This is a genomic window from Coprococcus intestinalis (genome assembly GCF_023656595.1).
In the GTDB taxonomy this organism is placed as follows: Bacteria; Bacillota; Clostridia; order Lachnospirales; family Lachnospiraceae; genus Coprococcus_A; species Coprococcus_A intestinihominis.
Window position 1 is genome coordinate 160,514 of record NZ_JAMOKJ010000004.1, and the last position, 12,405, is coordinate 172,918.

The following is a 12,405-nucleotide window of genomic DNA, read 5'->3' on the forward strand; positions in this document are numbered from 1 at the left end:
GATTATCAAGCCGCCTGTGAAATGTGCGAATTTGCGTGTTTCACGATATTTGTATATGTGGCTTGATTTATCATTCCTTTTTCAAGAAGTATCTCAATGAGTTTCAGAGCCGCTACATTTTTATCTACCTTAATTTCATTCATTATTGACCTCCCTCAAAGAAATACTAATGGCAAGAGCTTTATCGGCTCTTGCCATTATGACTGTGGATAGCATACCAACATATTTACGCAGGCGTTGTTTGTCTATGGTGCGGATTTGTTCAAACAGGATAATTGAGTTTTTATCCAGACCCTCAAAATCCTTAATTAAGGTATGCGTAGGTAATTTTGCTTTTGTGTGTACTCGGCTTGTGATTGGAGCGACAATAACCGTAGGGCTGTGCTTGTTTCCAATATCGTTAGAAATGATAAGTACAGGTCTTTTGCCGCCCTGCTCCGAGCCGATAACGGGGTTAAGCTCTGCGTAATAGATGTCGCCACGCTTAATAATTCTTTCCATTGTGTTTGACCTCCCAATTTGATTTAGGCAGATGTGTTCTGCCTATGTAGGCAGCCAAACGCAAGGAAGTATTTAAGGTCGGGAGAATATAAACAAAATCTCTGTTCTTGTGACCGCCTTTCGTTTGGCTGTTATGATAAAGCATTTCAATTTGTCCTCGACACCCCGAAATGCTATGGGAAGTCGCCAAACGGTCAGCAGCTAACTGACACCACGGGAGTTCCACCCCAACTGTCGGTCTGACAGAGCCGTCCTCATTGCCTGCGACGGTTTTATCACGCTCGGACTGTGACTGGACGGGAGTATCATTATCCTCTTTGTGGGTTATGGCGAAATCGGGAGCTGCCCGATATTTTCAGTCGATATTTTATCGCTCACCGCCTTTCATCGCTAATCCGCTTGTCGGCGGGTCTTGGCGTATCGCTGCACACGCTTATGCTCATCACAATCACAAAGAGAAAGTATTTGGCGAATGGGTATTCACTTGTCAAGGAACGCCCCTGTTTTCGCCACACAAAGGAAAACAGGGCAAGAGGTTTTTGTCCTCTCACCCTGTAGCCCGTGGGAAAGTGCTTTTTTGGACACTATCCCAAAAGTTTTTTAATTTTTTCTTTGAGCCTGCTCAACCGCTTATAAACGGTGTACTCTTTCATATCGAGTGCCAATGCAATTTCAGCGATAGAAAATCCCTGTAACTGCAATAAAACAGCCTGCAAAGTAAGCCTGTCCACCTTAATTAAAACTTGATAGAGCTTCTGATTTTCGATATTATCCAGAAAATCCTCAACCGTTTTTATTTCGGGTGGTGTAGTATCCTCTGCGACTTCCTCAAGGTATGTACCTGTTTCCTGCATACGCTGATAGTACCGCCTATCGGAATTAAAAATCGCCCAATCGTGATTACGGAGCTGTTCTATGGTGTCCTCGCTGACACCTAAACTCCGCAACTGTTTTTCCTCGGCTTCCTTCCAGAGCCGCCATTTCTTTTCTTCTCTGGCTTTGTTGTACGCCATACTGTTTCCTCCAATCTGAATTTTTTTGAAAACTCAGATTGGAGGGCGGACTGCGGCAGCCAACGCTAGATACAGGCTTGTCCTGTATCAAAGAAATGCACGACAAACAAAAAGCCGCAAAGGTACAAAGACCTCTGCGGCAATAAGCATAACTATACCTATGGCATAGAAATGAAATCTCTATTTGAAAACCATAAGAGTGCCACGAACAGGCGAGGATTTTTTTAACAGATTATCCTCGTTTCTGCGTGACACTCTATATGTATCCGCTGCTTCTGATGAGCAGCGTTGCGGTCATATTAGACCAACACATAAAAAATCCCTCCAAACTTTAAACGGGCTTGGAGGGCTGAGCTATTTTCGTTTGGGCGTGACAGAGCAGCCCACCAAAGCACCGTTTTTTTTATTTGGTGGGCTGTGCTGCCAAATTTAATATTAAAGAAAGAGCCGATGATCTGTGTGAGTTTCCTCACAAGTTCATCGGCTCTGCGTCTATGCGTCTGGCTCTTTGATGACTAAAACTATTTGGTCTTTTATATCAATTAAAACTTCTCGTTTACACTTAGGGCAAAAGAGTGGAAAATTCAATAATACAGTGTCTTTTCTTGCTTTAACCCTTGTTTTGCTTTTGCAAACAGGGCACGATACCCATTCATCTTTCATTTCAATTTTCATCATTTTTTAGCAAGTACCCTCTTTATCAGAATTGAAATAGCTATAAAAACAATGCCTGAAATAAAAAGCCAGATGTTAGGTTCATAGTTCCCGCTCATCATTGCAAACAGATAGAAGTTTCCAAGCTTGCTTTTCATTGTAATATTCAGCATATAATACAAGAGCGGCGTCATAAAAGACACGGGTAAATTGCCTGTAACCGCCGATGTAAGCAAGCCGATTGAACCTAAAAATATTGCATCAGCAATCGTTCCCACAATAAGTTTAACTGTAATTTCACAACCACACGCAAACATGAATAACGAAAAAGCCAGAACTAACAGTATAATTCCTATAACTGAATAAGCGGCTCTTATCAAATAAACATAGGTGCTGTCAATATATTTAGACGCTACAATAGCCTTTACTTCATCATCCTGCTCTGGCTGAAAAATCGGAACGAGCAGGATAATACCAATGATTGAAATGAGCATTTCAAGCGGAACTGCTGCGGCTTTACTATCCAGATTTGTTATTCCGAACAAAACTGGGGTCAGCATCATTATAATGACAGATAATAAAAGTAAAGGCAAAAAGTTATGCCGCAGATTTACTTTTGCGATTTGCCAAACTTGCAATGTGTGTTTTGATTTTTTTATATCCACTCAATTCGCCCCTCCTTTTTTGTTCATAAATAATTACCGTGGCAATAACAAGTAGTAATGCCGCACCTACCATAATCAACCTGTTTGCTGCAAGAGTATTAAATTCATCGAGAAATGTTTGAGTATTTCCTAATACGTTGTGACGAGGTGCTAATTCAAACAACGTATGAACACCTCTCAGTTTGCTTACTCCTATATTTATGTCGATAAACCACCACAGTCCTTGTATTGCTATGGCAATCGGTGTTTCTGTAAGTTCTGTGAAAAACATACCGATTGCTGCTGAAATCATAACAGAAGGCATTAACCAACCAATCGTATATTTTAACGGTGCTAAATAATCAAGGCTCATTCCGCTGTATTGCCCCCACACGGAACTGTTGGAGATGTAAGCCAAAATAATCGTTGGAAGCATTACAGCTATAATTACGGAAAAATAGCGAGTTAAAATCAGATTGAATGATGAGGTCTTTCTGGCATAAATCAGTTCATTCATTTTTGCCCGTCTATCTTTCAAACATACTGCAACAGCGATAAATACGGGGAATATGGACAGGATTATACCTACATAATCACAAAACAAACGGGCATACGCTCCTGTAAATTTATCCTTACTTGCAATAAGATTATAGTTCTCAATAGCTTCTTCATAAGTTACCGCTACATAACTATAGTTAAGCAGATTATTTTCAGAGTAATTTGAGCCGCCACCAATTAAATCATCAGCCTGCTTCATACACGCTTTGAATTCTTCATAGGAAATATCGTCAGACAAAGTCACCTCGATGTCGCCTTTCGCTTCGGATACTTCATCGTCCTTGCCAAGCAAGTCATCAACCGAAACTCCAGAAAGTGTAGATATGATGTCTGCCATTTTCTCCTGGTCAGTATCATTCAGCTTTACATTCTTGTAAAAACCGATAGGATAGGCAATATATTCATTTGCTGCAAATTCTTCACAAAGTGATGAGAAGGCAGCAGGCATAATCAGTTCGGGAACTTCCTTCTGTTGTATTCCATAATCCGCCCCCTGCTTGGGGGATGCAATTGCTTCATCAGAAAAGTTCAATACATCTTGGCTGATTGTTGTTACCAGCAAAGCAATTATGAATGCAACGAAGGTGAGTGATAAAACTGTCTTTCTAATTTCTTTTCCCAAAAGCATTATTCGTCACCTCCAGAAAGCTCGGTTGTTGCTCCGTTATGCCAAAGATACAACATATACGCATCTTCAATATTAGGTTCACAACTCTCCGCATCAGCGAAAGGAACATCAGACAAAAAGCGAATATAAGTTTTGTCCCCCTGTGAGTGCATACCGATAATGTTATATTCCTTTTTCAAACTCGGCAAGTCACGCTTATCAACGGTTTTAGAAAAGACTTTACCCTTTGCGGTATCAAGCAAATCCGCTACCGTTCCGCAATATAAAATACTTCCTTCGTTCAGAATAGCCAGATTTTCGCAAGTGGCTTCAATATCTCCGACAATATGAGTAGAAAGGATAACAATTCTTTCCTCCGCCACATCGCAAAGGAGATTGCGAAAGCGTATTCTTTCCTCTGGGTCAAGACCGGCGGTTGGCTCGTCAACAATTAAAACTTTCGGGTCATTTAACAATGCCTGTGCGATACCGAGCCTGCGTTTCATACCACCAGATAATGCTTTGACCTTTTTGTTTTTATGCTCGGAAAGATTAACCTTTTTAAGCAAAAACTCAATACGCTCTTTTCGTTCCTTTGTGCCAATGCCAGAAAGAACACCCAAATAGTCCATCGCCTCAGCTACTCTCATCGTAGGATACATTGAAAAATCCTGTGGAAGATAACCGACAATCTTTCTGATTTCCTTTGCTTTTTCTATCGGAATGCCGCATACACAAATGCTACCACTTTGTTTCTGAAGCAAAGTGGCGAGCATTTTCATCAGTGTGGTTTTTCCTGCACCGTTTCTTCCAAGCAGCCCAAACATTCCCTGTTCGATAGTCAGATTGACATTTGATAATGCCTGCTTTTTTCTTCCATAAAACTTATTTAATTCTTTAATCTCAATAGAATTATCCATTGTCTTAACTCCTTTCAAAGATGTTTTTCATCTAGGCGTTTGCGAAACGCCACAAGCCGCATAAATACGGCATTTTTTGTTACCTAAAAACAAATAACTCCTCACCGGATATGGTATAATAGAGTTGCCAAAAACTAAAATCCACTATCCAAGAAAGGAGTTATTCTGATACCTATGATACCATATAAACAGCTTTCTTTGAAAGATATTTTTACAGATTGCCAAGAAAAATTTGAACATGACAAACCTGCGTTTCTTTCTCTATTGGAAACCCATATCGATATTGATGAGTTTATTCCGATTTCTTTCAGAAATCATTTCTATGCATCGACGGGCAGAACCCGTAAATACCCTTTGCAAGCTTTCCTGTGGGCTTTGATTATACAACGTATTTTCTCTATCCCTACAGATCAGCTTCTCTTGACTTTTCTCGCTTATTCAAAACCGCTTCGTGAGTTCTGCGGCTTTACCAAAGTCCCTGACGCTTCCAAAATCACACGTTTCAAACAGGACTTTTTAGATGACTTACAGTTCGTATTCGATAAGCTTGTTGATGTTACCGAACCTATCTGCCAGGCAATTGACTCTGCGAAAGCAGATATGACCATCTTTGATTCTTCTGGTATTGAAGCATTTGTTACCGAAAATAATCCGAAGTATGCGAACAGGATCATCAAGCAGCTTAAGGCGTATGCGAAAGCTCATGGCTTTGATAAATCTTATGATCCCTACAAGGCTGCCTATGGCTCCATGCCTTCCCATGCCTCTGCTAATCCTGAGATCAAACAGCTATATATCAATGGGCATTTTTGCTATGTCTTCAAATTTGGCATTGTCACCAACGGGCTGGGCATTATCCGACATATCTCTTTTTATAACAAAGAATTTATGCGGTCTCATCCGGATATCGTTGTCGAAAAGAAATCCGATTCCCCTGACGAAGATAAATGTGTTCATGATTCAAAGCTTTTGATTCCAACACTGAAAGACTTCTTTTCCAAACATCCGCTAATTAATCCGAAAACCTTCCTCGGAGATGCGGCTTTTGATACCGTTGAGCTTTATAAGAGCCTCCTTACCGGTGACACCTTCGGTGAGGATAAACATTTCTCGAAAGCTTATATCCCTCTGAATGCAAGATCGGGGCTTGAAAATAAGGATTATTCCATTAATGAAAATGGTGTTCCCTGTTGCCCTCACGACCCTTCTCTGCCTATGAAACCCGAGGGCAGTAAATCAAACTTACGAAGCGGTATACCAACGTTCAAGTTTGTCTGTCCAAAAATGAAATGGGTCTATGACAAGACAACTCGAAAAGCACATCGCCAATGTTTTTGTGAAAACCCGTGTACTTCTTCCAAATGCGGTCGCATGGTATACATATATCCTGAAAAGAACCTTCGTGCTTATCCCGGGACAATCCGTGGAACCGAAGAATGGGATGATACCTATAAAATCAGGACTGTAGTGGAAAGAGATATCAATCACATCAAGGATAATCTGTGTCTTGCAGGGCGCCGGACTCAAAATGAAAAGACTCTGCATGCAGATCTAATTCTTGCCGGTATCACACAACTCATTACTGTTGTTCTTGCAGACAAAATCAACCATCATGAATACATTCGGAGCTTAAAGCCTCTCATAGCATAGGACTTACCAATTTAATAAAGCCTATGGCTTATTTAAGTGTGCCTAAAATATCTCGTCATTTAATTTTTCTGCATTTATCATCTCCATTTATTGTGGATAACTGCTCTTATATTTCAATTTTGAGTTTCGCAATTACCTAATGTTTTTCATCTTACGGTCATTATCATACAGGGTAATTTTCAACTTTTTATCTACAAATCAAAAAAACTTCCTGCCATCTCTGACAAGAAGTTTTTATGCTCTATTCCTTAAATGCAGCAATGACTTTTGCTCCATTTTCATTTGATATTTGAATATAGCCGCCGTGCTTTTCGCAAAGTATTTTACAAATATTCAATCCCATTCCAAAATGTTCATTATGGCTTTCGCTTTCCGCTCTATAAAACGGCTTCATTGCGTTTGATAAGTCTTTAGAAGTAAAACCTATACCGTCATCTGCAATCGCTAATACAAATAAACTGTCCTGTTTATCAATATGCACTTCAATTTTAGTATCGGCATACCGCAGAGCATTTGACAGCAGGTTTTCATACACCTGCATTACAACTGAGATATCTATCGTAACATTTTGGGTATTCGGTATGTTTTGTCGAAACACAAACTCCTTTTTCGTGCAAACCGTCGTTCCCGTAATACGCATTTGCTTCTCAATATCCTTTATGGCAACTGATTCCTTTTTAATTTCAACATCTTCCAAACGTTGCAACTCATTCATTGTATTAACATACGCTTCAAGCCTTGTAATGTGCCTTCCCATCATTTCGGCTGTAGAAATGATTTTTTCTTCAGACATTTTGGGTGCATACTTAACAAGCATTTCGGTTTGCCCTTTTAGCACGGTTAAAGGCGTTCTTAAATCGTGGGCAAAAGCAGCATTTAGACGCTTTCGTTCTTCAACCTGACGCCACATTTCTAAATTGTTATCCCGTAATGCAATGCGCATCTTTTCAAAAGACAAACAAAGGTCACCCAGTTCATTCTTCTCTGGCACTTCCACAGAAAAGTCCAACTGATTATTTGAAATATTTTCAGAAGCTTCCAATAGAACGCCGATTGGTTTTTCTATTTTACGATGATAAAATATGATTCCACATACAACAACGCATAATAATGACCATAACGGGATACCTATACACTGAACTAAATCAGCAATGCTAAGTAAGAGAATATACCTTTCGGGAATTTCCCCAGCATTTCTTCTAATGGAAAAAATTCCTTCCTCTCCGAAAAAGATAACATAGTCACTTGGAGAAAACAGTTTATCGGCTGAGATTCCCAATAACAAACTTCCCGTTAATATCAATATCATACATATCAAAAAATATTTTACAAAATCCCATTTTAATGATTTCTTTTTTCTTTTTACCGCATCCATTTGTAGCCTACTCCCCAAACGGTTTCAATATATTGTTTCATATTTGCTTTAGCAAATTTAGAGCGTATGCGTCTGATATGCTCCGCAACAACTGAACTATCTCCATCACTGTCATAATCCCATACAAGTTCATATATCCTTTCCTTACTGAAAACTTGACCGATATGCTGTGATAAAAGTTCTATGATGTCAAACTCTTTTTTAGCAAGCGGGATTTGCTCCCCGTTATAGTACAGGATTCTTTCAGTGTAATCTATTGCTAATTTATCATCAAAACGGACTTTTGCAGATTCTCTTTGACGGCGTTCACGCCTTAAATGCGCCGACACTCTTGCGCCAAGTTCATCTATTGAGAATGGTTTAACGATATAATCGTCAGCACCAACGCCAAATCCCTTAATTTTATCACTGTCCTCAACTCTTGCCGTCAGGAACAGGATAGGACAGGATACAAAATTTCGTATCTGCATACAGACTTCCATTCCGTCAATGTCTGGCATATTTATATCAAGCAATATAATATCTGGCTGCTTTTCAGCTTTTTGAATTGCTTCCAAACCATTAGCCGCTGTTATGGTATCATATCCATTAAATTCAAAATAATCTTTCAACATAGAGACTATATCGGCTTCATCATCGACAATTAAGATTTTATCTCTCATAAAACGCACCTCCATAGTGTAGCATACAGTATAATTATCAACTATTTATCTACTTTTTTATATCTTGCATCAGTAGGTTTATCCGCTTCTTTTGGTATAAGCCAAACACGATTTACATTCATAGCTCCGTCAATCCTATTTTTCTTGCAAAGTCGCTGTACCCATCTAAGCGACACATTCCATTTTTGTGCAGCTTCCTGTGCCGTCATATATTCAAACATTTCTGACCTCCTAAATCGTACTGTATTTATTATAGCCGTTTGAACGAACTGTATCAAGTGTGCAATTATGAACTAAAATCGCCTACTATAAGAAGTTTAATATCTTATTGCAAGAGATTTCAGACCGTTTCATAAGAAGCCTCGTTTCTGTAAAATATGTATAGTACGATTTTACAGGCACAAGGTGGTGAGCTTATGGACGCAAGAAACAACGATTTTGACTTCGATTTTACGCCGATAGGACAGGCAATTAAGAAAGCGAGAACATCTCAGGGTATGACCAGAGAGCAGCTTGCCCGCATCGTTGATTACGACCCTCGACATTTGCAGGCAATCGAAAATGAGGGGCAATATCCAAGTCTGGAGCTGTTCATTCAGCTCGTGACGATGTTTAATATATCGGTTGACGAGTACATATTCCCGCAAAAAGAAGTCAAAAAGAATTCCGTCCGCAGACGCTTAGACGCACAGCTCGACATTTTAGATGATAGAGAGCTATCGGTAATCGAAGCAACGGTAAACGGGCTATGTAAGGCAAAAGAGCCAGAGGAATAAACCTCTGGTTTTTCTTTTGCCCATTTTTAATAGGCAGGAACGCCGTAGCCATAGATGGAGCTGCTTCCAACCGTATATTGATTTTGTCTGCAAGCATCGCCAGAATTACCCTCCACGGTGTAAACAACACCGTTTTCGCATTTCTCCACAATGCCTACATGGTCGGTTTCTCCGTCGCCTTCCCAATCAAAGAAAATAATATTGCCTGCCTGCGGCTCGTAGTTTCGGTCTTGCCATTGCCCGTTACCCTTAAACCAATTTGCACCATCCACGCAGCCTGCGAATTTTGGGATAATCCCGCTTTCGATATAGCCACATTGGTCGGCACACCAAGATACAAAGCAGGCACACCATTCCACACGCCCCTCAAAGCCGTACCAACTCCAATAAGGCTGCCCGCCCTCATTTCCGAGCTGTGTCAAGGCGACCTCCACAATCGCCTGGTTGCCGCCACTTGTGAACGCCCGCCCGTATGGATAATACCGCAGCACATGGGCAGGATACTGCGTGTCGCCATAGCTGTCCCAACCTAACCGTGACGCCTGCATGGTAGAAAACTCCACCGCATTGGCATAGGAATAGCCGCCATAGTTGGTCTTAGCCCACGAGATATAGCCATTACCGAAATTGTAACCTTGCAAGGCAAGTTTAATATGCTCCATATCAATCGGATTTTCTACCTCGGCAGAGATAAGGGCAGCCTTTAATTCCTGCACCCCGCACTCAATCGAATATTCTGGGTCTTTAATCCCATTTGGCTCATGGGGATACCTTGTGTTAAAGCTGCCCTCCGCCGCCTGCATGGGGTCAAGCCCACGCCCGCCGCTTTCCTGCATCATCACCGCCTTGATAAGCTCCACATATTCGGGGACACCGTACTGTTTGGCATATTTCTGTATCAAAGGCTCATAGGCTTCCACCTCTGCACTGACAGGGGTATAGGCGTTGCTCCCGCTTCCGCCGCCAAACAGGGAAACAGCACAGCCGAGCAAGACAACAATGAGAATAATCACAACTGCAATCCAACCACCTGCAATTAAAGCGGAAATCAGAGCTTTTGTTCCTGCAATAATCGCCTTGACCGCAGCTATGGTGGCTCTGACCGTAGCTTTCGTTGCTTCGGCGGTTGCCTTTGCGGTGGCTTTTGCCGCCTGTGCTGCCTTTTGGGCAGTTTTCGCAGAAGCCTTTGCCGCTGCCTGTGCCGTTTTTACCGAGTTTTCCGTCGTTTTAATTGCCGCCTTAGAAGTTGCCTGTGCAGTTTTAATTCCCTTTTCGGTAGTCTTGACTGTTCCCTTAGCAGTTGTTTTCACCGCTTTTTCTGCATTTCGAGCTGTGGTCTTAATCATTTTTTGCCCCTGCTGTCGGGTCTTTATCAACTGCGATTTTGCTGTCTGGGAAACATCGGGGGCAGAGGAACGGCTTGCAGCCCCGTGACGGATCTGCAAGCCGTATTGTTCTGACATATTCTGTGCTACTTTCTGTTCTGCGGCTTTGACACCCCGACTTTGCTTGAAATCGCTTATTTTATCTTTTGCCTTACCGATATTCTCCTGCGTTGTCTTGACTGCCTTTTGCCCCTGCTTATTGAACTGGTGGATATCTTCGTCTTTTACACGGTCTGCCGCATAAGAAATCCTATCCGCAGCATATTCTGTGGCAGAGTTTTCATCAGCGTAATATCCCTGTTCCGCTTTTTCCTTTATCCCCACATAGGCAGACTTCATACGCTCACTGGCTATGGCGGCTTTATCTATGGTCTTTATCGTGCCTTTGACCGCATCTCTGGTTTTTATATCAGCCATAGAAAACCTCCTTTCCCAGAGAATTTGCGTTCAAATCAGCAGACCTTTTTTGCCACTACAACGAGCCTGCCGTTCAGTGCGGAGTATTCGCAGGTGGAAAGGGTAATGAGCCTGTCGCCGTATTCAGCGGTCACACCTGTATCATACAAAGCAAGCTCCTTGCACTTCCCGATATAGGAATTAAAATCTTCCTCATTCTCCGCATCAACAAAGTCGTAGTATCGGAAGCCCTCAGAACTATACGCCACAGTCTTAAATACAGCGACGATTTCATACTCTGCCTGCTCTGTGAGGGTATCAAACTGAATAGTCTTGTGTTCCTCATAGAAGCTCTTGGACTTGTAATCCTCCAACGCTCCAAACATCTTGCCGCCCTTGATGTGATGACCGTAGATAACCAGATTGTCACTTTCGGCAATATCACAATTCTCCTGCACATATGGCGTACCTAAGTCGCTGTACTCTTTTTCGAAATTGTGCTTCAGATAGAAATTCGGATTGTTCCTGCTCTGCATCACAGGATAATTGATTATCGTGCCGGCAATGGAAATCCAACCCACCATATCCTCATTCTGCAAATACAATTCCTGATACTTGGCAAGCACATCTTCTCCCTCGCTGACAGGGGTATCGTCTGGCACGGTTTCCTCCGTGGGAGCCTGCTTTACCATTTCGGCAATCTCCTCAAAGGCTTCCGTCTGTTCATTCACCTGTGCATAGTGATGATAAATACGAAAGCCGCAAAAAGCCGCCGTACCTAACAGGCACACGGCGGCGGCAACACAGATAATAGTTTTATAATTCTTCATAGGCTTTTCCTTTCTTATCTTGAAATTTCCATCTGTTTTCTGGGAGCAGGAAGCTCCCTGCAATATTCGGGGTATCTGACCTTGATACCCTCCATAAAGTAGGGAGCAAATTCACAGCAGAACAACTCCTCTGGCGTGAAATACCGTTCCCGCCCTTCCTCTGCATACCCGTTCCAAAGGTTAAACGCAAGATGGCAGACCTTAACTGTTCCGCTTGTCTGCCAGCCGCCGTGCATACCCTCTGGCTCGATACAGTCCTCCTTGAAATTAAACATCTGGTTGATGTTCGCCCTCGTTTCCGAAGCGATACCCATTACATAGAAAAATGCCCTGTGATAACAGTCGTTCACTCTGCATTTCATCATATTTTCCAGAAAGAAATCACGGTGAGCCGTATCACGGAATTTAATATCAGCCATAAAAGACCTCCTTTC

15 protein-coding genes are annotated in these 12,405 nt (G+C 41.8%); 2 read left to right on the top strand and 13 right to left on the bottom strand.

Going from position 1 to position 12,405, the window contains the following annotated elements; all coding sequences use genetic code 11:
- Window positions 1-5: 5 nt before the first annotated feature.
- The 7 genes from NBH03_RS05000 to NBH03_RS05030 all read right to left on the bottom strand — a co-directional run bounded on the left by NBH03_RS05000 (window position 6) and on the right by NBH03_RS05030 (window position 4,897).
- The gene (locus NBH03_RS05000) at window positions 6-143 is read right to left on the bottom strand and encodes a hypothetical protein (RefSeq protein WP_158563395.1); all 138 of its coding nucleotides are present in this window, start codon (window positions 141-143) and stop codon (window positions 6-8) included.
- Window positions 136-501: a type II toxin-antitoxin system PemK/MazF family toxin gene (locus NBH03_RS05005; RefSeq protein WP_250797759.1), complete on the bottom strand. Its 366-nt coding sequence runs from the start codon at window positions 499-501 to the stop codon at window positions 136-138. Before NBH03_RS05005 ends, NBH03_RS05000 begins: the two co-directional genes overlap by 8 nt.
- A gap of 584 nt (window positions 502-1,085) precedes the next feature.
- Window positions 1,086-1,514 carry a sigma factor-like helix-turn-helix DNA-binding protein gene (locus NBH03_RS05010; protein WP_250797766.1) on the bottom strand — a complete coding sequence of 143 codons (429 nt, stop codon included), beginning with the start codon at window positions 1,512-1,514 and terminating at the stop codon, window positions 1,086-1,088.
- A gap of 492 nt (window positions 1,515-2,006) precedes the next feature.
- Window positions 2,007-2,192: a cysteine-rich KTR domain-containing protein gene (locus NBH03_RS05015; protein WP_331476052.1), complete on the bottom strand. Its 186-nt coding sequence runs from the start codon at window positions 2,190-2,192 to the stop codon at window positions 2,007-2,009.
- Window positions 2,189-2,833: a hypothetical protein gene (locus tag NBH03_RS05020; protein WP_250797768.1), complete on the bottom strand. Its 645-nt coding sequence runs from the start codon at window positions 2,831-2,833 to the stop codon at window positions 2,189-2,191. Before NBH03_RS05020 ends, NBH03_RS05015 begins: the two co-directional genes overlap by 4 nt.
- On the bottom strand, window positions 2,766-3,998 hold the full coding sequence (locus NBH03_RS05025; RefSeq protein WP_250797770.1) for a hypothetical protein: 1,233 nt from the start codon (window positions 3,996-3,998) through the stop codon (window positions 2,766-2,768). Before NBH03_RS05025 ends, NBH03_RS05020 begins: the two co-directional genes overlap by 68 nt.
- Complete coding sequence (locus tag NBH03_RS05030; RefSeq protein WP_250797772.1) at window positions 3,998-4,897, bottom strand: ABC transporter ATP-binding protein; 900 nt, start codon at window positions 4,895-4,897, stop codon at window positions 3,998-4,000. The genes NBH03_RS05025 and NBH03_RS05030 overlap by 1 nt, the downstream gene beginning before the upstream one ends.
- 174 nt (window positions 4,898-5,071) lie before the next feature.
- Between NBH03_RS05030 and NBH03_RS05035 the strand changes: the two genes are divergently transcribed.
- Entirely contained in the window at window positions 5,072-6,547 is a 1,476-nt protein-coding gene (locus NBH03_RS05035) for a transposase (protein WP_250797774.1), read from the top strand.
- Between the two features lie 241 nt (window positions 6,548-6,788).
- Here the strand turns inward: NBH03_RS05035 and NBH03_RS05040 are convergent, their stop codons facing one another.
- From NBH03_RS05040 to NBH03_RS05050, 3 genes are read right to left on the bottom strand one after another with little or no spacing between them, the layout of a single operon-like run.
- A complete protein-coding gene (locus tag NBH03_RS05040) occupies window positions 6,789-7,922 on the bottom strand; it encodes a HAMP domain-containing sensor histidine kinase (RefSeq protein WP_250797775.1) in 1,134 nt (377 codons plus the stop codon).
- Window positions 7,910-8,584 (bottom strand): response regulator transcription factor, encoded by a 675-nt coding sequence (locus tag NBH03_RS05045; protein WP_250797776.1) that lies wholly within the window; start codon window positions 8,582-8,584, stop codon window positions 7,910-7,912. Before NBH03_RS05045 ends, NBH03_RS05040 begins: the two co-directional genes overlap by 13 nt.
- Window positions 8,585-8,625: 41 nt before the next feature.
- Complete coding sequence (locus NBH03_RS05050) at window positions 8,626-8,805, bottom strand: helix-turn-helix domain-containing protein (RefSeq protein ID WP_250797777.1); 180 nt, start codon at window positions 8,803-8,805, stop codon at window positions 8,626-8,628.
- Window positions 8,806-9,000: 195 nt separating this feature from the next.
- On the opposite strand from NBH03_RS05050, the gene NBH03_RS05055 reads away from it, so the two are divergent.
- Window positions 9,001-9,360, top strand: coding sequence for a helix-turn-helix transcriptional regulator (locus NBH03_RS05055; protein ID WP_250797778.1), 360 nt, complete (start codon window positions 9,001-9,003; stop codon window positions 9,358-9,360).
- A 26-nt stretch (window positions 9,361-9,386) separates the two neighbouring features.
- Here NBH03_RS05055 and NBH03_RS05060 read toward each other — a convergent pair whose 3' ends face one another.
- From NBH03_RS05060 to NBH03_RS05070, 3 genes are read right to left on the bottom strand one after another with little or no spacing between them, the layout of a single operon-like run.
- Entirely contained in the window at window positions 9,387-11,162 is a 1,776-nt protein-coding gene (locus NBH03_RS05060; protein WP_250797780.1) for a lysozyme family protein, read from the bottom strand.
- A gap of 35 nt (window positions 11,163-11,197) precedes the next feature.
- Window positions 11,198-11,971, bottom strand: a complete 774-nt coding sequence (gene srtB / locus NBH03_RS05065; protein WP_147632638.1) for a class B sortase — start codon at window positions 11,969-11,971, stop codon at window positions 11,198-11,200.
- Window positions 11,972-11,985: 14 nt separating this feature from the next.
- Complete coding sequence (locus NBH03_RS05070) at window positions 11,986-12,390, bottom strand: DUF6075 family protein (protein ID WP_147632637.1); 405 nt, start codon at window positions 12,388-12,390, stop codon at window positions 11,986-11,988.
- Between the last annotated feature and the right edge of the window lie 15 nt (window positions 12,391-12,405).

What these genes read in the sequence shown, in the direction of transcription:
- NBH03_RS05050 (WP_250797777.1), bottom strand. Translation starts at nt 8,805, where the DNA reads ATGTTTGAATATATGACGGCACAGGAAGCTGCACAAAAATGGAATGTG.
- NBH03_RS05070 (WP_147632637.1), bottom strand. Translation starts at nt 12,390, where the DNA reads ATGGCTGATATTAAATTCCGTGATACGGCTCACCGTGATTTCTTTCTG.
- NBH03_RS05010 (WP_250797766.1), bottom strand. Translation starts at nt 1,514, where the DNA reads ATGGCGTACAACAAAGCCAGAGAAGAAAAGAAATGGCGGCTCTGGAAG.
- NBH03_RS05035 (WP_250797774.1), top strand. Translation starts at nt 5,072, where the DNA reads ATGATACCATATAAACAGCTTTCTTTGAAAGATATTTTTACAGATTGC.
- NBH03_RS05030 (WP_250797772.1), bottom strand. Translation starts at nt 4,897, where the DNA reads ATGGATAATTCTATTGAGATTAAAGAATTAAATAAGTTTTATGGAAGA.
- NBH03_RS05045 (WP_250797776.1), bottom strand. Translation starts at nt 8,584, where the DNA reads ATGAGAGATAAAATCTTAATTGTCGATGATGAAGCCGATATAGTCTCT.
- NBH03_RS05040 (WP_250797775.1), bottom strand. Translation starts at nt 7,922, where the DNA reads ATGGATGCGGTAAAAAGAAAAAAGAAATCATTAAAATGGGATTTTGTA.
- NBH03_RS05015 (WP_331476052.1), bottom strand. Translation starts at nt 2,192, where the DNA reads ATGATGAAAATTGAAATGAAAGATGAATGGGTATCGTGCCCTGTTTGC.
- srtB (WP_147632638.1), bottom strand. Translation starts at nt 11,971, where the DNA reads ATGAAGAATTATAAAACTATTATCTGTGTTGCCGCCGCCGTGTGCCTG.
- NBH03_RS05025 (WP_250797770.1), bottom strand. Translation starts at nt 3,998, where the DNA reads ATGCTTTTGGGAAAAGAAATTAGAAAGACAGTTTTATCACTCACCTTC.
- NBH03_RS05005 (WP_250797759.1), bottom strand. Translation starts at nt 501, where the DNA reads ATGGAAAGAATTATTAAGCGTGGCGACATCTATTACGCAGAGCTTAAC.
- NBH03_RS05060 (WP_250797780.1), bottom strand. Translation starts at nt 11,162, where the DNA reads ATGGCTGATATAAAAACCAGAGATGCGGTCAAAGGCACGATAAAGACC.
- NBH03_RS05055 (WP_250797778.1), top strand. Translation starts at nt 9,001, where the DNA reads ATGGACGCAAGAAACAACGATTTTGACTTCGATTTTACGCCGATAGGA.
- NBH03_RS05000 (WP_158563395.1), bottom strand. Translation starts at nt 143, where the DNA reads ATGAATGAAATTAAGGTAGATAAAAATGTAGCGGCTCTGAAACTCATT.